Genomic DNA, 21,797 nt, shown 5'->3' with positions numbered 1-21,797 from the left:
TGAATGTCATTCCGGATTTGCAAATGCTCTTCGGAATTATCAATAATTAAAAAATAAAGCTATGAAGATTTTATTTGTACTTACGTCTCACGACGAACTTGGAAATACGGGAAACAAGACGGGTTTCTGGATAGAAGAATTTGCGAATCCATATTATAAATTGTTAGATAAGAATGTTGATATTACTGTAGCCACTCCAAAAGGCGGAAAAGCTCCAATAGATCCTAGCAGTGATACGGAAGATACACAAACTGAAGATACTGTACGTTTTAAAAAGGATGATGCAGCACAAAAGGTGATAAATAACACGGAAGTATTATCAAAAATGAATCCGAAAGATTTTGACGCGGTGTTCTATCCTGGTGGTCACGGTCCTCTATGGGATCTTTCGAAAGATGAAGATTCTATCAAGCTCATCGAAACTTTTAATAAAGCTAAGAAACCAATTGGTTTTGTATGCCACGCTCCAGCTGCTTTAAAGAATGTAAAAGCAGAAAATGGCGAGCCTTTGGTAAAAGATAAAAAGGTTACAGGTTTTACAAATACTGAAGAAGAAGCTGTTCAGCTAACCGAGGTTGTTCCATTTCTAGTAGAAGATATGTTAAAAGAAAATGGCGGAATTTATTCCAAAGCTGGTGATTGGGAGGAATATGCTATTGTAGACGGGAATTTGATAACAGGTCAAAATCCTGCCTCTTCAGGGATGGTAGCTCAAAAATTATTTGAGATGCTTAAATAATAAGCTTATTTCTATTAACTATAAAAAGCACTGCAATTTGTGGTGCTTTTTATAATTATTAGAGAAAGTGTAACAAATTGAATTTCGATTATACAAATCTTTGCGTTATATTGGATTAATTTTACAATTCGAATTAAATAAACAGCTAAAAAGAATTTCCTCTATCAAACCTGGTAAATTTTCATATTTCAATTAGCATAAAATTGAAATATTTATGGAATGATAGAATTAAATTATTCTTTTCATATGTTTATAGTAACAAGCTATATTATCTTTAACCCAAAATTTTAATCATGGGAAGACCTTCCACCAAACCAAAAGACCTAAGAGACGGATATTATATAGAAGTCAGAAATAAAAATAAGAAAACTGGTGTTAAAATCCGTAGAGATACCAAGGAACAACTCCTACTTGCTATTGAAGAATATAAAGAAAGTAAGGATGTTGTAGTTTTAGGTAAATCTAAAAACGGAAAAATGATGGAAATTCCAGACCTTTAGTTTGACAATAGTTTTTTAATGGCCAATGGATGAAATCTCGATATCTAAAAAGCTGGAAGAGCGAGTAAAAGAGCTTTCCTGTCTTTACGAGGTGTCTTCGGCCATTCGCAAACATTCAGATTCTATTTCCTTTACTCTTGAAGAAATATGCAGGATTACCCAACAAGCTTGGCTGTTCCCGCATAGCGCTGTCGTACAGTTAAAACTTGAAGATTACAGTATTCTAACTTCAGACCTGCCAGAAAAGAATATTTTTCAAGGGAGCGATATTCAGCTTTTCAATGAAAATAAAGGCTTTATAAAAGTTTATTACGATATCACGCAATTAGACAATGCTTATTTCCTGAATGAAGAACAGAAACTTCTGGATAAAATCGCAATTGAAATAAGCGAATTTTTTGAACGCAGGGAAATTTTAAGAAAAGAGAAACTTCTTAAAAGGAGCGCTGAGCGAAATGACCGACTCTCAATTCTAGGGGAAATCACAGCGGGAATAGCTCATGAACTTAATACGCCCCTAGGTAACATTCTTGGTTTTGCTGAACTGATAAAGTCCAGTACTAAAGAAAATCAAACTAAAAAAGACACTAATAAAATAATAAAGGCAGCGATCTATTCGCGGGAAATTGTCAAGAAGTTAATGTTTTTTGCTTGTGAAATGCCGCAACACAAAGAATTTATAAAGATCAAGCCTATAATAGATCAGACGCTTAATTTATTATCTCAAAATTTTCAAAAAGCCAATGTCCGCTATAATTTCGAGATAGACAATCCAGATATTGAACCACAGATAGATACCATACAATTTACACAGGTATTATTCAATCTCTTGATAAATGCCATTTATATTTCACCTGAAAAAAGTCAGATATCCTTAGAGGTTTCTAGTTTTGAAACTCATTTTATTCTGGAAATAAAAGATGAAGGTTCAGGCATTCCGGCAGATTTAAAATCTAAAATATTCGAACCCTTCTTTACAACTAAACCTGTTGGCGAAGGTTCGGGTTTAGGACTAAGTGTAGTTCATGGTATAATTAAAAGCCATCGTGGAGAAATTATTACTTTTGATAATAAACCTACAGGCACGGTATTTCAGATTAAATTACCTTTAAAAATGTAACCTATGGCGCTCAACAAAGCAAATATTCTCATTGTTGATGATGATTATGATATGCTTGAATTAGTGCAGCGTCAGCTTCAGGAACAAAATTTCCATTCTTATAAGGCCGCTTCGGTTGTAGAAGCTATCAATATTTTAAAATTTAATGCTGTAGATTTACTCATTACAGATCTTCAAATGCCTGGAATTAGTGGGATGGAGCTCATCAAATACGTAGATGAACATTTTCCTAAAGTTCCTAAATTAGTAATCACCGGATATCCTTCTGTAGATGGTGCTCTAAATGCCATGAAATCTGGTGTACTGGATTACCTGGTAAAGCCCTTTACCGCAGAAGAGCTCAAAAATTCTGTTGAAAAATCACTTCCAGATAAATTCCAAGGCTTAGAAAATAAAATTTCACGAGGCGATAAGCCGATGGTATATGCCGGCATTGTTGGCCAATCTGAAAAAATTGATGAGTTAATTGATCTCATTGAAAGGCTAAAGAATAATCGGGCAACCGTGCTAATTCAGGGTGAAAGCGGTACAGGAAAAGAATTGGTGGCTCGGGCCATTCACTATAAAGGATCTTTCGCCGCAAATCCTTTTATCGCAGTTAATTGTGGTGCAATTCCAGAAGAACTTCTGGAGTCTGAATTATTTGGATATAGAAAAGGAGCTTTTACCGGTGCAAATGAAAATCGACAAGGTTTCTTTCAGGCTGCAGCAGGCGGGACTATTTTTTTAGATGAAATTGGCACAGCTCCACTAACGGTACAAACCAGGTTGTTAAGAGTGCTTCAGGAAAAAGAAGTGCGACGCATAGGAGAACAAAAAGCTCAGAAAATAGAAATTCGCATCATTGCTGCTACTAATAGCGATCTACTACAGATGATAGAAAAGGGTAGTTTTCGGGAAGACCTTTATTACCGACTTAATGTAGTTAATATTAACACACCACCTCTGCGGGAACGTAAAGATGATATTCCATTGCTGGCAGAGAACTTCCTGAAGAAATATGCAGCAGAATATGCTAAACCCAAAATTGGATTTACTCCAAAAGCGCTGGAAATCTTAAAACGCTATGAGTGGCCCGGGAATGTACGGGAATTGGAAAATGCCGTTCAACGTGCCATTATAATGAGTGAACACACCATAGATATTCAACAAATACCTGATTATCTAAAATTTCCAACACCCAGCAAAAATGCTACTTTTAAGACTTTGCAGCAGGTAGAGAAAGAGCATATTTTAAAAATTATGTCCAGTGTAGATAATAATAAGACCAAGGCTGCGGAAATTCTTCAAATTGATCGAAAAACACTTCGTAAAAAGCTGCAATAATTGAATTTTTTGTAACGGTACTTTTCTCCCCTTCCGGGGCATTTCTCCCCGGCACAAAAACTAAACTTTAAAATTATTTAAAATTTAAAACATTTATAATCAATGTTTTAAATTCCAATTCTTGAATTTTATCAATCTCAGGCATAGCATTTGACTTTCTATAGGTAAGAAAATATAAATCTATGAAAAGATGAATTCGATTAAAGAAAAGGCAAAAGTTAGCATTCCAAATAAAAAGCATCACAACGGTGTAACCCAGGAGATGCTTAAAGGCCTATGTTTTAACTGCGACCATCGCAAAATCTGTACCTGGAAGGAGGACAGAAAAGCACTTTGTGAACACTTTCAATAAAAATAATGATAAATACAAAAAAAGTAATTAAGCAGTCTATGTATGAAACCGTAATGAACCAGTTCAATAATACGGCCGATATCATAGATCTAAATCCTAATATTAGAAAAATACTAGGGATTACAAATAATGAAATCATCGTTCATTTTCCTGTGAAAATGGATAATGGTAACGTAGAGGTTTTTACAGGCTACCGCGTGCAACATAATAACGCTTTAGGACCGTACAAAGGCGGTTTACGTTATCATGACACCGTAGATATAGACGCTGCTAAGGCGCTAGCTATGTGGATGACCTGGAAAACCTCCCTGGCGGGGCTGCCTTTTGGGGGTGCAAAAGGTGGAATCAAGATAGATCCTCGAAAATTTTCCGATTCAGAATTGGAACGTATCACCAGACGTTTCACCTATGCTTTGGGAGAAAATATAGGTCCTGAGCATGATATTCCAGCTCCAGATGTAAATACCAATCCGCAGACGATGGCTTGGATTGTAGACACTTTTATGTCTACTATATCCTCATCAGAACGTTCTCATAATCAGCATGTAGTAACTGGAAAACCAGTAGGAACCGGAGGTTTGGAAGGAAGAGATCGGGCAACAGGATTTGGAGTTTACCTCAGTATCAAACTGTTATTAGAGACAAGAAATCAAACTTTAAAAGATAAAAAATTTATAGTCCAGGGCTTTGGTAATGTTGGGTATTGGGCATCTCACTTTTTAACTCAAGATGGCGCGAAGTTAATTGCAGTGCAGGATGCTCATGCCTCATTATACAATGCTAAGGGTATAGACACTGAAGCTCTGGTACAACATTGCGAGCCAAGAAAAGGTTCAATTCAGGGGTTTGATGGTGCAACTGAAATGAATGCCGATGAATTTTTCGGTTTGGACTGCGATATAGTAATCCCTGCAGCTTTAGGAAATCAAATAACTGCAGAAAATGCATTTAAAATTAAAGCTACTGTGGTTGCTGAAGGTGCCAACGGACCTACAGATAAAGAAGGAGAGCAAATGCTTCTGGAAAACGGAGTGACAATTATTCCTGATATATTCTGCAACTCCGGAGGGGTGATTGGAAGTTATTTTGAATGGTTACAGAATAGAAATGGTGAATTATGGCAGTTGGATGAAGTCATGGCGAAAATTCAGAAGAAACTTACCGAGAACTTCCATAAAATTCATGCTGAAGTAAATAAGCGGGACGTAGACTGGAGAACAGCGGCTTTTATTCTAGCCATATCCAGAGTGGAGACCGCCTACAAACAAAGAGGAATTTTTCCATAGTTATTGTTGAATTAAAGAAAATTGAAATGAGATACGGAGAATTAATTATAGAAAAAAAGGAATATGATTTTTTAAAGCAAATTATGTCGCTGGCAAAATATCACAAAGACACTTCTTATAAAGCCTCCATTTATAAACTGAATGAAGAATTAAAGGATGCTAGGATTTTAACCAATAGTGAAATGCCTTTAGATGTGATAAGATTGAATTCCCTGGTGACCATAGAAACACCTTATGCCGTTGAAAGGACTTATCAAATCGTCACGCCGGAAAAAGGAGATATTCGGAAAAATAAGATTTCAGTCCTCGCTCCTATGGGATTGGCATTATTTGGCTATGCTCAGGGAGATAATATCACATGGACATTTCCACTAGGCGAAAGCTACATAAAAATTAAAGAGGTAAAACAAATTGAAACAGAAATAATGAAAATGAAATATGATCACAAACATTCAAGAACATCATAACGAAGAGGAAATTCAACTAGTTAGGTTTCAAAGTGAGGTTGTTTACTGGAAAGGAGAATTAGCATTTATATCGCAGGAGATTAAATTTTATTTAGACCTATTAAATTCTTCTCTAATTCTTAAAACAAATGCAAACTATATTGATGCTAATTATCTTTCAAATCAATTTTTCGACTTGCAAGAAACGAATGATCTGCACCTGAAAAGTTGTGAAGGTTTTCAGCATCAATTAATGGGGCAAAATGAATGTGATCAAATTGAGTGTGATCATGCATTTATAACGGCTCACCTCCTGTTACGTTCAAAAATTGAAAAACATATAATTGAAGTTAGGGATATCAAACAATCAGCTTTTATTTACCTGAAGGATGGTATAGAAAAATTTATTAAATAATACAAAAGCATTTATTAATTCAACCGGATAGTTCAGACTATACTATCTCTAAGATGGTTTATTGAGGGTTAAGTTTCAGCAAAAACTGTCTAGCTATCCGGTTTTTAATTTAGAAATCATGGAAAATAATATTTACAAAAGTCTTGGAATATTAGCCGCAGTAATTATTAGTAGATCCTTGTATATGCACCAGGAATTTTACGCTAATATTTGGTTTGAAAATCAACTGAAGATCATCTTTTTAGGTTTAATATTTTTGGCGCTTATAGTAATGGTAATCAGATTTCAAAATTTCGAGAAAGTAAAAGACAAATAAACGATTCTTTGTCCGTAAAGCATCCTAAACTGAAGAATGGCATCATTCTGTCCCGATAACTATCTGGATTGTTTCAGAATCTCAGTTTAATATAAATCAATGGGGTATTGAGACTCTGAAATAATTTCAGGGTAACGAAAGAACGATTAGGATGGATAACGGATATACATCTAAACGATCATATTTATTCTTATTTTTTGCTTTCCAGCACATTCTTCAATACAATGGCGTGATTATGTTCTTTGTCCCTGGCAGCATATAATAAGCTTAGACGGTGTTCTTCCGCAATTTCTCTAATGGCTTTTACTTTATCCTTTTTATCTTTTAATTCGTCCTTATATCTTTTAGAGAACTCCTCAAACTTATCAGGATCATGATCAAACCATTTTCTAAGCTCTTCACTGGGTGCAATATCTTTATTCCAATCGTCCAGTTTTGCATCTTCCTTGGAAACACCACGAGGCCATAACCGGTCAATTAAAATTCTATGACCATCCTGATCGTAGGCTTCCTCATATATTCGTTTTATTCTGATACTTTTCATAGTTCGCTTTTTCTTGTTTCAAATTGATTAATTTTTTGGCAATTTTCGAAAAATTGATTTTTCACATATAGTAATTAAATTAGCAGATTTCATATTTTGCCAATACAATCAAGTTAGCCATAATATAAGTCCAATCATTTTGAAAATAAAAAATAAAAGGCGGTTAATCACTTATTTAAATATACTGGATTAACCTTTAAAGATCAATCCTTTTGTATTCAGCCGAACCTTCTTTTTATGGGCACTTCTTGGAATTTTAGGAGGATTAATTTCAAGTTTTTACTGGATTATTCTTGAACATTTTACTCATATTCTAGCCATTTTTGAAGGAATATGGGTGATCCCGGTAATGGCAATTTCGGGACTTCTAGCCGGACTGGTCATACATTTTATCGGCGATCCCGGTGAAATTCATCTTATAGTAAATAATATACGTTTCAATAAAGGGAAATTAGATCCACGAAACAATCCCTCAATGATCTTATCTTCCTTGCTTTGCGTAGCATCCGGAGGAAGTTTGGGTCCTGAAGCTCCGCTAGTACAGGTTACAGGTTCTACAGGTACATGGATGGGGAAAATCTTAAGATTAAAAGGAGAAGAATTACGCTCTCTTAGTATCGCAGGTATGGCATCGGGATTTACAGCTTTGTTTGGCGCACCTTTAGGCGGAAGTCTTTTTTCTCTGGAAATTCTCCATCATAAACATGCTGTTGAATATTATAAAGCCATTATACCTGCCTTTGTCGCCAGTTCTTTTAGCTATATTATTTTCGCATTTATAATCCATCTGGGCATTGGACCTATTTGGGATTTACCTACGTATTCTTTTACCAATCAATTCGATTTTGCTTACGCCTTAGTATATGGAGTAGCCGGAACAGCCATAGCCTGGCTGTTTATATTTTGCACTAAATTTTTGAAAAAGATATTTGAAGCGGTTGAATTAAAAATCTATTTTAAGACGCTAATTGGTGGTCTGCTTTTAGGGGTTATCTCCTATTATTTCCCGATCACAAGATATTTTGGCCATCATGAAATCAATGAACTTCTTGGTAACAATTATCAACTCATGATGCTATTTGCAATTCTAATGTTCAAAATTTTGGCAATCGCAGTTACAGTAACATCAGGATGGAGAGGTGGCTTTATCATACCCTTATTTTTCGTCGGTGCCACTTTAGGGTTAATTATAAATAATCTTTTTCCTGAAACCAATTTATCTTTGGCTATTGTGGCGTCTATGGCTGCTATTAATTCCTGTGTTACCAGGACTCCTATGAGTACAACCATTTTACTTGCCACACTTACTGGTTTTGATTATTTCATCCCTATTCTATTTGCAAGTTTGGTTGGATATTTTTTCGCTCCCAAAATACCATTTATCCATAGTCAGATTAGAAGAACAGAATAATAAATGAGCTCCTCTAACCCATTTTCATACAATTGATACTAAGAATTTTTCAAATTTTTTCATTTATCCTTATACAAAAATCTCCCACTATAACCCCGATCTATTCTGAAACCTTCTATTAAAAAAGTATATTTGATATAAAGAGTCACCTGCAAGCTGAAAAATTCATATTCATTAAAAAATTGGAAAAATGAGAAATATAGGTTTTACTATAATTATGGTTTTTATAACCTTAATAGGTTGTAAAACAGATAAATCAAAACCTGAAAATCAAAATAATCGCGAAAAAGAAATTAAATCTGATACGCTGACAAAGCATTTAAAACCGTTCAAAAAAGAATTACCCACCATTGGTCTTTTAATGTATAATGGAGTTCTACAAAGTGAAGTGATAGCTACCTCTGATGTATTCGCAAAACCGACAGAAGATGAAAAACAAATTTTTAATGTGATTACCATTGCCGAAACGGAAAATCCCATAATAACTGAAGAAGGAATAAAAATTGTACCTGATTACACCTTTGAAAATTGTCCGGAATTAGAAGCCCTTTTCGTTCCAAGTGCCTATGACATGTATGCTCAGGTACATAATGATAATATCATCAATTTTATTAGAGAAAAGAATAAAGAAACTAAATATACCGTAAGCAATTGTGCAGGCGCGCAATTAATTGGAAAATCTGGGATTGCAGATGGTCATAAAATTGTGACCTGGATAGGTGGTGGAGAAGAACTTCAAAAGACGTATCCAGAATTGAAAGTTCAAAACGATAGTTTAGTGACCTACGTGAAAGATGGAAAATTCCTGTCGTCAAATGGAAATTTAGCGAGTTACATCTCAGCATTAAACTTAGTGGAGATAATGACCAGTGCTGAACATAGAAAATTTGTAGAATCTTACTTATACCTTGACCGACTTAAAAACTGGGAAGAGTAAGTCTTTTTCTATCGATCTCAGCTATCTTAAAATATCGTGTTTATACCAAAAATCTTGATTTGATAATTAGGACATCAAGGACTCTGCGAAACAAATAAAATAAAATCTACACTATACAAGTTCCTTTTAGCATTATTGAGAAAGAGCATTCAAACTAAAAATTCAGGCTTATAATGGTGCCTCCTTCTAAGTTGTTATTAACCTGAATCTTTCCACCATGCAGCGTCATAATTTGCTTAGATAAACTCAATCCTATCCCGCTTCCCTCCTTTTTTGTGGTGTAAAATGGCACAAAAATATCTTCCATAATTTCCTCGGGAATACCTGTTCCATTATCAGATACCCTTATAAATATTCTACCGTCCAGTTTTTTTTCTGCTGAAATTTGAACCTTCGCACGTGTATTATCTTCGCAAGATTCTACAGCATTTAAAATAAGATTTATCAGCACCTGTTCCATCAGGTAAGAATCAATTTCAACTTCCAGTTCTTCATTTTGTAAATAGAAACTCAGTTCAGCGTTTTTACCATTGAGAAGTGGTTGCATGAGGTGTTTTATATTGCTGAACAGATCTTTTAAGAGTACCAGTTCCAGGTTCAAATTAGTGACTTTATTCAGACTACGATAGGTTTTGGCAAATTTCAACAAGCCTTCACTCCTTGTTTCGATACTAGAAAGACCGGCGTCAAGATCTTCAATTTCAAGCTGATTTTCTTGTGGATTCTCCTGATGCATTTTCACCTGAAATTTTAAGGTATTGGCGAGTGAAGAAATCGGCGCAATGGAATTCATAATTTCATGGGTCATTACGCTCAACAATTTTTTCCAGGCATCAGCTTCTGTTTTATTCAGGGTATCTTCAATATTATGAAGCACAATGAGTTTGAAGCTTTTGTTCTCTATCTGAAAAACACTGTTGGAAAGCAAGACCTTGCTATTTTCCTTATGAACTTTAATATCTACAGCGGTGGGTTTTGAATACGTAGTGTCAAAAAGTAAATGATAAACTTCCGGATTCCTGCTAATGACAAATTTGATGTTTTTAAATGACGAAAAATCTAATGTATTTTGAAAAGATTCGTTTGCCCAAAGCACTTTTCCGCTTTCAATTTCATAGGCCAGAATCCCAATATCTACCAGTTCCAGTATCTTCTGAAGGTAAAGATACTGGGTTTCCTTCTCAGAATTCATTTCTCTTACCGTGCGGTTCACAGTATTAAACCCGGCATAAAGACGCCTAATATCATTAGATTTATTTTCTTCCAGATATCTACGAGAAAAATCCCTGTATTTAACCGATTCGAAAAAGTCGTCCATTACTTCAAATCGTCGGCTTAGAAACCGAAAGAATTCATAGATCAGAATGATAACAAGAAATAGAAAAATCCCCACTGCGATAAAAAAGCTTTTGAGGATGCTAAATACCAGTCCGGTTAAGGCTAGCATCAAGATCAAAATCCTGATTAGGATACCACCATGATAGCTTTTAAAGATCATATTTCTCTAATCTACGGTATAATGCTGCCCTCGTAATTCCCAGTTCTTTGGCAGATTTGGATATATTTCCCTTATTCTTATCGATCACTTTTAAAATGGTGTTTTTCTCTACTGTTTCCAGGCGCATATCATCAATTTCCGTAGAAATTGAGTTATTTTCAATTGCTGAAAAAGAAAGGTCCGTTTCTTTAAGCAAGGTGCTATCAGCCATAATTACCGTTCGTTCGATAACAAATTGCAATTCTCTAACATTCCCGGGGAAACTATGATTTTTGAGCTTTTTAAGAAAAGAGGGATCTAGTTTAAATGGGCCTTTGGAATATTTTTCAGAATAAAAATCCAAAAAATGCTTTGTTAATAAGGTGATATCGGTTCCACGCACCCGCAACGGAGGCATGGTAAGATCTACCGTGTTTATTCTATAAATAAGGTCTTTTCTGAATTTTGATTCATCTGAAAGTTCTGAAATATCAAGATTGGTCGCACAAATCAACCGAATATCGATTGGAATCACCTCATTGGAACCAAGTGGAGTAATATGCCTATTCTGAAGCACTGTTAATAATCGAGCCTGCTGTCTTAGACTGATATTTCCAATTTCATCCAGGAATAGCGTGCCGCCCTGCGCAGCCTCAAACCTTCCCATACGATCTTCACGAGCATCGGTAAAAGCGCCTTTCTTATATCCAAATAATTCACTTTCAAATAAAGTAGAAGTCAGGGCTCCTACATCCACCTTCACAAAAGCTTTCGACTTACGCTGAGAATTCTCGTGGATCGCTTTTGCAATCAAATCTTTCCCAGTACCGTTTTCTCCAAGAATAAGGATATTGGCATCTGTAGGCGATACCTTTTTCACTTTAGCAAAAACCTGCTGAAGCTCTTCACTCTCCCCTATTATTTTTGTTCCTGCTACACTGGGTTTTATAGATTTCGAGCCCTGTTTTTTACGATTCTGGAGCATGTCCTTAATCGATTCTATCACCTTTTGATTCTGCCACGGTTTTACGATAAAATCAGAAGCTCCTTCTTTTAAAGACCTTATTGCCAGATCGATATCACCATAAGCGGTGATTAAAATCACATCGGTTTCAGGTGCCGTCTCCTTGACCTTATTCAGCCAGAAAATCCCTTCATTCCCGGTATTCACCAGTCCGTTGAAGTTCATGTCTAAAATTATAACGTCAAATTTATTCCCGGATAGCAGAGAGTTTAAATTCTCGGGATTCTTTTCTATAGTAATTTCAGTAACAAAAGGTTTCAGCAGCAAACGTAGCGCAGTTAGCACATCTGCATCGTCATCTATAACCAGTATTTTAGCATCTTTGAGCTGCATAGACACAATATTACAATTTATTAGTGCCTCTTCTGAATTTCAAAAGCAGAAATATTTGTAACGATAATAGTGTATTACAAGCGAACAGCTAGTGTCCGAAAACGAACACTTTTAAATCAACCAAAATATTTAAATTATTGAATATCAATGATTTGCATTTCCGGCATTATATTGATAGTACTATAAGCGGAAACAATATTATTTATGGATATACCTCTTAAAAAGAAACGCTTTACTCCTAAAAAAATCGCAATCATCGCCGGTTCTGTGCTTATTATCGCACTTATACTATTTGTAATCCTTTCCTCTACCGGGAACTCCAAGTTGAATGTTGAAAAAGAACGGATTACCATAAGTGAGGTCAAAAATGGCAATTTTCAGGAGAATATTCCGGTCAACGGGGTGGTATTACCTATAAAAACTATTTATCTGGATGCGATGGAAGGAGGGCGAGTTGAAGAGAAGTTTGTCGAAGATGGTACCATGATGAAAAAGGGAGAGCCTATTATAAGATTATCTAATACAGATCTTGAATTGAGCCTGGTAAATCAGGAAACCCAGGTTTATAATCTGCTAACTCAGATGCAGATTTCACAGAATGCTGCGAGACAGAATACGATTAATAAAAGGAACAATTTTACAGACGTTGAGAATAATCTTATTGAAGCCAGACGTAAATACGAACTGAACAAAAAGCTTTACGAGAAAGGTGCCGTTGGGAGACAGGATTATATGGAATCTGAGAATAATTATAATTATCAGCAAGAAAAACATCAGCTGGCAAGAGAAGTATTGGAACAGGATTCTCTTTCCAGTAAGCAGGAAACACAGCAAGCTCGTGAATCTTATGAGCGTACCAGGAAAGCATTGGAATTAATGCGTAGAAAAGTGGGTGATCTTGTGGTAAAAGCGCCGGTAGATGGGCAGCTTACCGCACTGGATGCTGAAATTGGACAATCCAAGCAGAAAGGGGAACGTTTGGGACAAATTGATGTGATCAGTGGTTATAAGGTGAGAGCAGAAATTGATGAACATTATATATCAAGAATTTTTAACGGGCAACGTGGCGCTTTTAGTTTTAATGGTGAGGAATATGAATTGGAAATTAAAAAAGTGTATACCCAGGTTTCTAATGGACGATTCCAGGTAGATATGCATTTTGTAGAAGGGGTGCCCGAAAATATTCGTCGAGGGCAGAGCCTTCAAATCAAACTGGCTTTGAGCCAGGAAAAAGAAGCAGTCTTAGTTTCTAAAGGAGGTTTTTTTCAGCAAACCGGCGGAAACTGGATATTTAAAGTTTCTGAAGATGGTGAAACTGCCTATAAAACACCTATTCGTTTAGGAAGTCAGAATACCGAATATTATGAGGTCTTAGAAGGAATTAAACCTGGAGAGCAAGTAATTACATCAAGCTATTCCAATTTTGGGGATATTGAGGAGTTGGTTTTGAATTGAGCACCTCCCCGACCCTTCCGACCGCTGTTGCGGACACCTTCTCTGGGAAGGATTAAAATATATAAAGACTGCCACGTTTTACGAAAAAGTAAAACTCGCAGTGACAAAATTGAAAAAACTAAATACTTACAAAAGATGATAAAAATCACCAACCTGGAAAAATATTATAAGACGGAAGAGGTACAAACCATCGCGCTTAACAAACTTTCTTTTGAAGTAAAAGAAGGCGAATTTGCCGCCATCATGGGGCCTTCGGGCTGCGGAAAATCTACCTTACTAAATATCCTGGGGTTACTTGATGATCCTGATGGTGGAAGTTACCTCTTTAACGGAACCGAGGTTGCAGGTTATAATGAACGCCAGAGAGCAAAATTGAGAAAACATAATATCGGTTTCGTTTTTCAGAGTTTTAACCTCATCGATGAACTTAGTGTTTTTGAAAATGTAGAGCTACCATTAATCTATACCGGGGTAAAACCAGCAGAAAGAAAAGAACGAGTTCATGAAGTATTAGAAAAAATGCAGATCATGCATAGAAGAAAACACTTTCCGCAGCAATTATCGGGAGGGCAACAGCAGCGTGTCGCAGTCGCACGGGCAGTTGTTAATAATCCTAAACTCATATTAGCCGATGAGCCAACCGGAAATCTGGATAGCAGTAACGGAAATGAAGTTATGGATCTTTTAACCGAACTCAACGAAGCGGGAACCACCATCATCATGGTTACCCACAGTGAACACGACGCAAAATTCAGCCATCGAATCATCAGGATGCTGGACGGACAGAAAGTGACAGAGAATCTGCTTGCCGAATTTAAAAGTTAAGAAGGGTCATTCATCTCCCGATAGCTATCGGGACAAAAAACGAAAGTCATGTTTAGGAATTATTTTAAAATTGCGTTTAGAAGTCTAAAAAAGCAATCCTTTTTTACCCTAATTAATACATTAGGGCTTGCCATAGGCATGGCTGGTAGTTTGTTAATTGCGCTCTACATTTATGAAGAGCTGCATTATGACAACATGTTCGCAGATGCAGACCGTATTTACAGGATAGATATGGAAATTAAATTTGGTGGTGCAGAGATGAAAAGCGGTGAAACATCACCACCAATGGCTGCAACCTTAGAAAAAGATTTTCCGGAGGTTGAAAATACTGTTCGGTTTAGAAGTCTAGGGAGTAATCTCTTTAGAAGCAGAGATAAAACCACCAATATTAAAGAGCTTTCGACGACCTATGTGGATTCTACCTTTTTCAGCATGTTCGGGCTTGAACTTATTCATGGCGATGAAGAATCGGCGTTGAAAGAAACCAATACGCTGGTTATGACCAGAACAGCTGCAGAAAATCATTTTGGTAGTGTAGATGTTGTTGGAAAGAGTGTTTTAGTGAATAATGAAGAGACCTATATAGTTACTGGTGTAATGGAGGATCTTCCTGATAACTCCTTTCTAAAGGATTACAGCATATTTATGGCAATGGCTGGAAATGTAGCCTCTCGGGAAAATATTTGGGGTAGTCACAATTACTACACCTTTGTTAAGCTATCACCAGAGACCCGTCTCGATAATTTTCAGCTACAACTAGATGGGTTGTTAGAAAAGTATGTGCTCCCCTGGGCTCAAAAAACCTTTCCAGGTATGACCAAAGAATCTTTTGCTGCATCTGGAAATTACATCAGGTATCACACCATAGCATTGACGGATATTCATCTTTATTCTGAAAATCAAAATGAAATGGGTACGAAAGGAACGATCCAAAACGTATATATTCTATCATTCATTGGGCTCTTCCTTATTTTTCTGGCATGCGTGAATTTCATGAATCTATCCACTGCGCATTCCCTAAAAAGATCCAAAGAAGTAGGAATACGCAAGACACTTGGATCCAATAGGCTTCAGTTAATAGTGCAATTCCTAACAGAATCCGGACTAGTTACTTTTACTTCAATGATTCTAGCCATAATAATAGCATTTATTGCATTACCTTTTTTCAATGATCTGGCTGGCAGGAGTATTAGTATCCCTTTTACAGAACCTTTGTTCTATGTTACGATTTTATTCATCACGATACTGCTAGGACTTTTTTCCGGGAGTTATCCAGCCTTTGTCATATCCAGATTTATTCCGGTGGATACACTTAAGGGGAATGGACTAAAGAAAGGTAGCAAGTGGAATATTAGAAGCATGCTCGTTATATTTCAGTTTGGGGTTGCAGTATTTCTGATTGTTGGAACCTTGGTGGTTTTTCAGCAATTAGAGTTTATACAAAACAAGGATCTTGGTTTTGACAAAGAACAGGTTTTGGTAATCAATGACACGTATGCCGCTGGACAGCAGCTTGATATTTTAAAACAGGATATTCTAAATTTGAGCGCCGTCAAAAGCGCTACAGTGAGTAGTTTCATGCCTACTCCATCTGTGCGATCTAACAGTACCTTTTTTAAGGAAACTGCCATGGATCAGCAATATGCCATCCAGATGCAGACATGGGATGTAGATGACGATTATTTGAATACGCTAAATCTGCAGTTGATTGCCGGTCGCGATTTCAACAATCAATCTGCTGCAGATTCTACCGCCGTCATTATCAATGAATCGGCACTAGTTCCTCTAGGTCTTAGTGCAAAGGATGCTATTGGTAAAAGAATCACCCAGGAAGTTGAACGTGAAAATCCTGAATTTTTTCATGTCATAGGCGTTATTAGCGACTTTCATTTTGAATCCTTGCGAGAAAATGTAGGTGCACTGGGACTATTCATGGACAAATCTACAGGATCTATGGCCATTAAGTTGAAAACAGATGATTTTGCAAGTGTTATTGCTAGCATAGAAAGCATTTGGGAAAAGAGAGCTCCTGGCCAGCCTTTCAATTATCGTTTTATGGATGACGCATTTGAAGCCTCCTACAAAGAGGAGCGTCGTCTGGGTAGTATCTTTATGGTTTTTACAAGCTTATCCATTTTTATCGCCTGTCTTGGCCTTTTTGGTCTGGCAGCATTTAATGCCCAAAATAGAACCAAAGAAATAGGAGTCCGTAAGGTTTTAGGAGCCAGTGTGGGTCAGATTACTATTGGGTTGACCACGGACTTTCTAAAACTGGTAACCGTAGCTACTTTAATTGCATTGCCAATTGGCTGGTATTTTATGAATATCTGGTTGCAAGATTTTTCATATCGCATACAGATTGGTTGGGAAATAATGGTCTTTTCAGCATTATTAGTCATAACCGTTGCTATAATAACAGTAAGCTATCAAAGTATCAAAGCGGCACTAGCCAATCCAGTAAAAAGTTTAAGAACAGAATAATTATGTTTAGAAATTATCTAAAAATCGCATGGCGAAGCCTTTGGAAAGAGAAGACCTTTACTTTTCTAAATGTCTTCGGACTTTCAGTTGCCTTTGGAGCAGCGATCCTGCTTTCCATTTACTCACTTTTTGAACTCTCTTTTAATAAGTTTCACGAACATGGAGATAATATCTTCCAGGTGTACCATACAGAATATACTCCGAAAGGGCCTGAAGCTGGAGTTGCTAATCCATTGCCATTTGCGAACGCGCTTAAAGAGGAAGTTCCCGGTGTGGAAAAGATCACTCGTTTTAATGGCGGTGGCGTGCTAGCTAGTATTGGCGAAAATCAAGTTCGCTTACAGTCAGCTTTTGTTGATCCGGAATTCTTTTCAATTTTCACTTTTCCGGTTTTGAAAGGAGATAAAAATCCGGTTTCCGGTAAATCTGAAATCGCTCTTACCGAAAAAGCGGCCAGAATACTTTTTGGCGATGAGGAAGCTCTGGGGAAAAATGTCGATATTTTTATTGATGAACAGGAAGTTCCGTTTACAGTAACTTCTATCATAAAAAACATCCCCCAGGAAAGCAATATTTCTTTCGATATCGCCCTTAATTTTAAGAGTCAGTCTCATCATGCCTATGGAAGGAATATAGGCCGATGGGATAATTCCAATCATGAAGTCTATATGCAACTGGCAGAAGGGATTTCCCCTACTCAATTTGAAAAATCTACCCGGGATTTTTCAAAACTGCATTATGCTGATGCATTTATAAATGCAAAAAGGGATGGAGCCCAACCCGGGGAGAATGGACAATATATTCAGCAGCGACTGCTATCTGTGAAAGATTTAAATTTTGTAAAAATAGAAAATGGTTTAGCTGCTCCCAATAGAACATATCCTTATCTAATCTTAGGCATCGCTTTCCTTATATTATTCATTGCAAGCATCAATTTCATTAATATGAATATCGCCAAAAGTTCACAACGTTTACGTGAAATTGGAATGCGTAAAACCCTTGGTGCCAGAAAAACTCAATTATTCTTTCAATTTTGGGGAGAAAGCATCCTGGTTTTCCTAGGTGCGATGTTTTTAGGATTATTAATAGCATATCTTTTGTTAGAACCTTTTCAAAGCCTTTTTAATACCCGTGCTTCCTATGAAAATGTGATTAGTTTCCGGAATATAATCAGTTTTATCTCTGCAGTTGCATTTATAACATTTATCGCCGGTGGTTATCCCGCCATGCTATTAAGTAAACTTGGTACTTTAAAAGCTTTAAAAGGAAAAATCAATTTGAATGGTGGCAACCGGGTGAGAAACACGTTGATTGTAGTTCAATTTAGCATAGCGATACTCCTGATTAGTGGAACGCTGGTACTCTGGAATCAGCTTCAATACATGCAGAATAAAGACCTTGGATTTAATAAGGAACAGGTGATCTCTTTTCCGCTAAATGGTAAAAAAGATGATTTCCGTGCCATGCAATTGCTTAGAAACGAATTAAACGATACACCAGGAATTAAAAGTATCACTGCTGCTAATAACATTCTGGGAATAGGAAAAGACCACAACACTACTACCAGTATTATGGGATTCGAACATAAGGGAAAAGTGGTCAAAACAAATTTATTGATGGTGGATCACGACTATCCTGAAACCGTAGGCCTGGAACTGCTTTCTGGCAGAAGCTTTAAAAAGTCTTATCCTTCAGATAGCCTCTCCATTGTTATCAATGAAGCCATGGCCAAAGAATTAAACGAAAAAGATATTTTGAATTCCAGTATTATTCTAGACGATAGCATTCGTTATTCAATAATAGGAATCGTGAAAGATTATAATTTTCAGTCGATGGATAAAGAAATTGAACCTTTGACGCTATTTCTAAAGCCCCTTTGGAATTTGCGTTATGCCTTTGTAAGTGTAGCTCCCCAGAATCTTACAAACTCCTTTAATGATGTTAAAAATGCCTGGAATAAAATAGAACCTAATGCTGAATTTATGGGTTCTTTCCTTGATGAAAATATAGACCGCACACTGGAACGAGAACGAAATATGACCACAATGATCACCAGCGGATCGGTGATCGCTATCATCTTAAGCTGTGTTGGTCTTTTTGCCATTTCTCTTCTTGTAGTTTCTCAACGCAGAAAAGAAATTGGAATTCGGAAAGTGGTGGGTGCCAGTGCTTCCAGAATTACCGTGATGCTCACTTCAGATTTCCTGAAATTGGTTGGAATTGCCTTTTTAATTGCGACACCTATTGCCTGGTTTTTTAGTGATAAATGGTTGCAAGGCTATCCATACCGAATGGATTTAAATATCTGGATTTTTATAAGTGCCGGAGTTCTTGCCTTTATTATCGCCATTTTAACCATAAGCTTTAGAACAATACGTGCTGCTATACAAAATCCTGTTAAAAGCTTAAGAACAGAATAATTATGATTAGACATTATTTTAAAATAGCATTAAGAAACCTAAGGAAAAATAAACTTTACAGCATTATTAATATTGGAGGTCTTTGTCTCGGTTTAACTGCATGTATTCTCATAATGTTCTACGTTTCACATGAACACAGCTATGATAAATTTCATGCAGATTCAACCAGGATTTTTCAATTAGAAGGCATGACAAAATTTAGAGATCAAACCATTTATATGCAAAATTTTAGTCCGGTTGTTGCTGGAGCTATGGTTGAAAAATCTCCTTGGGTAGAAGCTGGACTAAGAATAAATTACGAATACAAGCCACTTATAGTAAAGACGGTAGAGGAAACACCGCAAAGTTTTTCGGAATCCAACTTCTTCTATACCGATCAGAATTTCTTTAATTTCTTTTCTTTTAATCTTCTTCAGGGAAATAAAGAAACGGTATTAATTAGACCATTCAGTGTGGTCATTTCCGAAGATATCGCAAAAAAATACTTTGGAAATAGCGATCCTATAGGAAAGAAACTTGAGGTTTTAAAAGATAGTACGTATCAATTTCAGATAACCGGAATAGTAGAGAATAGTCCGTCGAATTCTAGTATTAAAAGCGGATTAATTACTTCCATTGCTACCATGGAAAAAATGAAGGAGCATGAACGCAACTTTAGTTCTCAGATTTTTCAGGGTGGGTCCTTTGCCACTTTCCTGAAACTAGATAATGCCGAAAATTTAAAAGCTGTTAGTAAAACCGCACAAATTTTAAGTAAGCAGGCAAATACACAATCAAAGGATGAATATTTACTGGAAGCTTTTGGAGACAAACATTTAAAATCCAGAAAAGACATCGGAATAAAATATCTGGATGTATTTCCTTTAGTTGCAATTTTAGTTTTACTGCTTGCATTAATCAATTATATGAGCCTTACTACTGCAAGAGCAGACTCCAGAGCAAAAGAAGTTGGGGTGAGGAAGGTAAATGGTGCCAATAAGAAGCATATCGCGCTACAATTTTATATGGAATCTGCCCTGTATGTTAGCCTATCTTTTATTCTAGCTGGAATCTTAAGCTATTTTCTTGAAAAACCATTTTTTAATTTGATGGATATTGAGATAGACGGAGCCTTTTTTTTCCATCCAGTATTTTTGGCAATTTTGGGTTTTATCTATTTGATCACGATTCTATTAGCTGGCATATACCCTTCTTTAGTAATGACATCGTTTAAACCTATTGAAAATTTCAGAAAGAAATCTCAGGAGAAGTTTGGTGGAAACATGGTTAGAAAAATTTGTGCCACTGTTCAGTTTACAATAGCTGTCGTTTTAATAATTGGTGGATTTATCATTAAACAACAAATGGAATATCTAAAGACATTAAATACGGGCTTAGATCGTTCTGAAATTTTAATGGTACCCCTTCAAAAAAGTATTAGAGATAATTCTCAGGCCTTTAGAAATAAAATTGAAAAAATTCCAGGAGTAAGGAATACAGCTATATCTAATAATCAGATATATGATGGGTACGATATATTCTATGCTTCTGCAAAGAATACAGAATCTGTAGCCCTGCCTTTAATGCAGGTAGATGATAACTTCCTGAATATCCTGGATGTAAAATGGAAATTAGAACCCGCAAATGATAAATTGATAACGGCAGCCAAGAAAATAGTAATAAATGAAACTGCAATTGGAAAATTCAACCTTAGCAAGGATCCCAGGGGAGAATTTATAGAGTTAGCAGGAAGTAAGCAAGAAATCGTAGGCGTGGTAAAAGATTTCAACTATGCATCCCTCGAAAATCCCATAGATGCGCTTGGACTGAAAATATCAAAGCGAAATGAATTTTCAGGAACAGGGTGCTTGTACATTAAATACAGTAATAGGGACAATTTACCGGAGCTGATTTCAAATATAGCCGGTAGTTATAAAAAATATGATTCTGAAGCACCCTTTGATTATCAATTTATGGATGATAAATTCAACGCTCTTTTCAAATCTGAAGAACGTCTATCAAGAATGTTCAGTTTATTTATCATTCTCACAATTATCATTGCGGGACTTGGACTTTTAGGCCTCGCCACCTTTTCTGCACAGCAAAGAGTAAAAGAAATTGGGGTTAGAAAAATTTTAGGTGCAAGTGTTTTCCAGATCACTACTTTACTTTCAAAAGATTTTATAAAACTAACTGCTTTAGCAGTATTAATTGCCTCGCCTGTGGCATGGTTTCTCGCTAATGAATGGCTTCAGGGTTTTGCTTATCAAACTAAAATTGAATGGCCGGTATTTTTTCTATCTGGTGTATTTGCTGTATCACTCGCTTTATTTATAGTCTGTTTCCAGGCCATTAGAGCAGCCAGGGCAAATCCTGTGAAAAATTTAAGAACAGAATAAACCATCATCAAA

The 21,797-nt window shown here is 36.3% G+C and carries 18 protein-coding genes; 15 read left to right on the top strand and 3 right to left on the bottom strand.

All coding sequences use genetic code 11. The annotated features are described in order from the left end of the window. The first annotated feature begins 61 nt into the window (after positions 1–61). The 8 genes from GFO_RS03475 to GFO_RS03440 all read left to right on the top strand — a co-directional run bounded on the left by GFO_RS03475 (position 62) and on the right by GFO_RS03440 (position 6,500). On the top strand, positions 62–739 hold the full coding sequence (locus GFO_RS03475; RefSeq protein ID WP_011708645.1) for a type 1 glutamine amidotransferase domain-containing protein: 678 nt from the start codon (positions 62–64) through the stop codon (positions 737–739). 293 nt (positions 740–1,032) lie between these two features. Further along, positions 1,033–1,239 carry a hypothetical protein gene (locus tag GFO_RS03470; protein ID WP_011708644.1) on the top strand — a complete coding sequence of 69 codons (207 nt, stop codon included), beginning with the start codon at positions 1,033–1,035 and terminating at the stop codon, positions 1,237–1,239. A 25-nt stretch (positions 1,240–1,264) separates the two neighbouring features. Beyond that, positions 1,265–2,359: a sensor histidine kinase gene (locus GFO_RS03465; protein WP_011708643.1), complete on the top strand. Its 1,095-nt coding sequence runs from the start codon at positions 1,265–1,267 to the stop codon at positions 2,357–2,359. A 3-nt stretch (positions 2,360–2,362) separates the two neighbouring features. Continuing rightward, complete coding sequence (locus GFO_RS03460) at positions 2,363–3,685, top strand: sigma-54-dependent transcriptional regulator (protein WP_011708642.1); 1,323 nt, start codon at positions 2,363–2,365, stop codon at positions 3,683–3,685. Between the two features lie 357 nt (positions 3,686–4,042). Beyond that, positions 4,043–5,323, top strand: coding sequence for a Glu/Leu/Phe/Val family dehydrogenase (locus GFO_RS03455; protein ID WP_011708640.1), 1,281 nt, complete (start codon positions 4,043–4,045; stop codon positions 5,321–5,323). A gap of 26 nt (positions 5,324–5,349) precedes the next feature. Next, positions 5,350–5,790, top strand: coding sequence for a GreA/GreB family elongation factor (locus GFO_RS03450; RefSeq protein ID WP_011708639.1), 441 nt, complete (start codon positions 5,350–5,352; stop codon positions 5,788–5,790). Continuing rightward, positions 5,762–6,184: a hypothetical protein gene (locus GFO_RS03445; RefSeq protein ID WP_011708638.1), complete on the top strand. Its 423-nt coding sequence runs from the start codon at positions 5,762–5,764 to the stop codon at positions 6,182–6,184. The genes GFO_RS03450 and GFO_RS03445 overlap by 29 nt, the downstream gene beginning before the upstream one ends. A 118-nt stretch (positions 6,185–6,302) precedes the next feature. Beyond that, positions 6,303–6,500 (top strand): hypothetical protein, encoded by a 198-nt coding sequence (locus GFO_RS03440; RefSeq protein WP_148264589.1) that lies wholly within the window; start codon positions 6,303–6,305, stop codon positions 6,498–6,500. 190 nt (positions 6,501–6,690) lie between these two features. Here GFO_RS03440 and GFO_RS03435 read toward each other — a convergent pair whose 3' ends face one another. Beyond that, the gene (locus GFO_RS03435) at positions 6,691–7,044 is read right to left on the bottom strand and encodes a DUF488 domain-containing protein (protein ID WP_011708636.1); all 354 of its coding nucleotides are present in this window, start codon (positions 7,042–7,044) and stop codon (positions 6,691–6,693) included. 202 nt (positions 7,045–7,246) lie between these two features. Between GFO_RS03435 and GFO_RS03430 the strand changes: the two genes are divergently transcribed. Both GFO_RS03430 and GFO_RS03425 read left to right on the top strand, forming a co-directional pair. After that, positions 7,247–8,455: a chloride channel protein gene (locus tag GFO_RS03430; protein ID WP_083830793.1), complete on the top strand. Its 1,209-nt coding sequence runs from the start codon at positions 7,247–7,249 to the stop codon at positions 8,453–8,455. Between the two features lie 190 nt (positions 8,456–8,645). Beyond that, the gene (locus tag GFO_RS03425) at positions 8,646–9,392 is read left to right on the top strand and encodes a DJ-1/PfpI family protein (protein ID WP_011708634.1); all 747 of its coding nucleotides are present in this window, start codon (positions 8,646–8,648) and stop codon (positions 9,390–9,392) included. Between the two features lie 154 nt (positions 9,393–9,546). On the opposite strand, the gene GFO_RS03420 is transcribed toward GFO_RS03425, so the two are convergent. Both GFO_RS03420 and GFO_RS03415 read right to left on the bottom strand, forming a co-directional pair. After that, positions 9,547–10,890 (bottom strand): sensor histidine kinase, encoded by a 1,344-nt coding sequence (locus GFO_RS03420; protein ID WP_011708633.1) that lies wholly within the window; start codon positions 10,888–10,890, stop codon positions 9,547–9,549. Continuing rightward, positions 10,880–12,226: a sigma-54-dependent transcriptional regulator gene (locus GFO_RS03415; protein ID WP_011708632.1), complete on the bottom strand. Its 1,347-nt coding sequence runs from the start codon at positions 12,224–12,226 to the stop codon at positions 10,880–10,882. Before GFO_RS03415 ends, GFO_RS03420 begins: the two co-directional genes overlap by 11 nt. Positions 12,227–12,430: 204 nt before the next feature. On the opposite strand from GFO_RS03415, the gene GFO_RS03410 reads away from it, so the two are divergent. The 5 genes from GFO_RS03410 to GFO_RS03390 all read left to right on the top strand — a co-directional run bounded on the left by GFO_RS03410 (position 12,431) and on the right by GFO_RS03390 (position 21,785). Further along, the gene (locus GFO_RS03410; RefSeq protein WP_011708631.1) at positions 12,431–13,681 is read left to right on the top strand and encodes an efflux RND transporter periplasmic adaptor subunit; all 1,251 of its coding nucleotides are present in this window, start codon (positions 12,431–12,433) and stop codon (positions 13,679–13,681) included. Between the two features lie 135 nt (positions 13,682–13,816). Next, positions 13,817–14,506: an ABC transporter ATP-binding protein gene (locus tag GFO_RS03405; protein WP_011708630.1), complete on the top strand. Its 690-nt coding sequence runs from the start codon at positions 13,817–13,819 to the stop codon at positions 14,504–14,506. 48 nt (positions 14,507–14,554) lie between these two features. Beyond that, the gene (locus tag GFO_RS03400) at positions 14,555–16,987 is read left to right on the top strand and encodes an ABC transporter permease (protein ID WP_011708629.1); all 2,433 of its coding nucleotides are present in this window, start codon (positions 14,555–14,557) and stop codon (positions 16,985–16,987) included. Between the two features lie 2 nt (positions 16,988–16,989). Beyond that, positions 16,990–19,407, top strand: a complete 2,418-nt coding sequence (locus GFO_RS03395; RefSeq protein ID WP_011708628.1) for an ABC transporter permease — start codon at positions 16,990–16,992, stop codon at positions 19,405–19,407. Between the two features lie 2 nt (positions 19,408–19,409). Further along, complete coding sequence (locus GFO_RS03390; RefSeq protein ID WP_011708627.1) at positions 19,410–21,785, top strand: ABC transporter permease; 2,376 nt, start codon at positions 19,410–19,412, stop codon at positions 21,783–21,785. The last annotated feature ends 12 nt before the right edge of the window (positions 21,786–21,797 follow it).

This window comes from Christiangramia forsetii KT0803 (genome assembly GCF_000060345.1).
GTDB lineage: Bacteria > Bacteroidota > Bacteroidia > Flavobacteriales > Flavobacteriaceae > Christiangramia > Christiangramia forsetii.
This window is presented reverse-complemented; position numbering and strand designations above follow the sequence as displayed.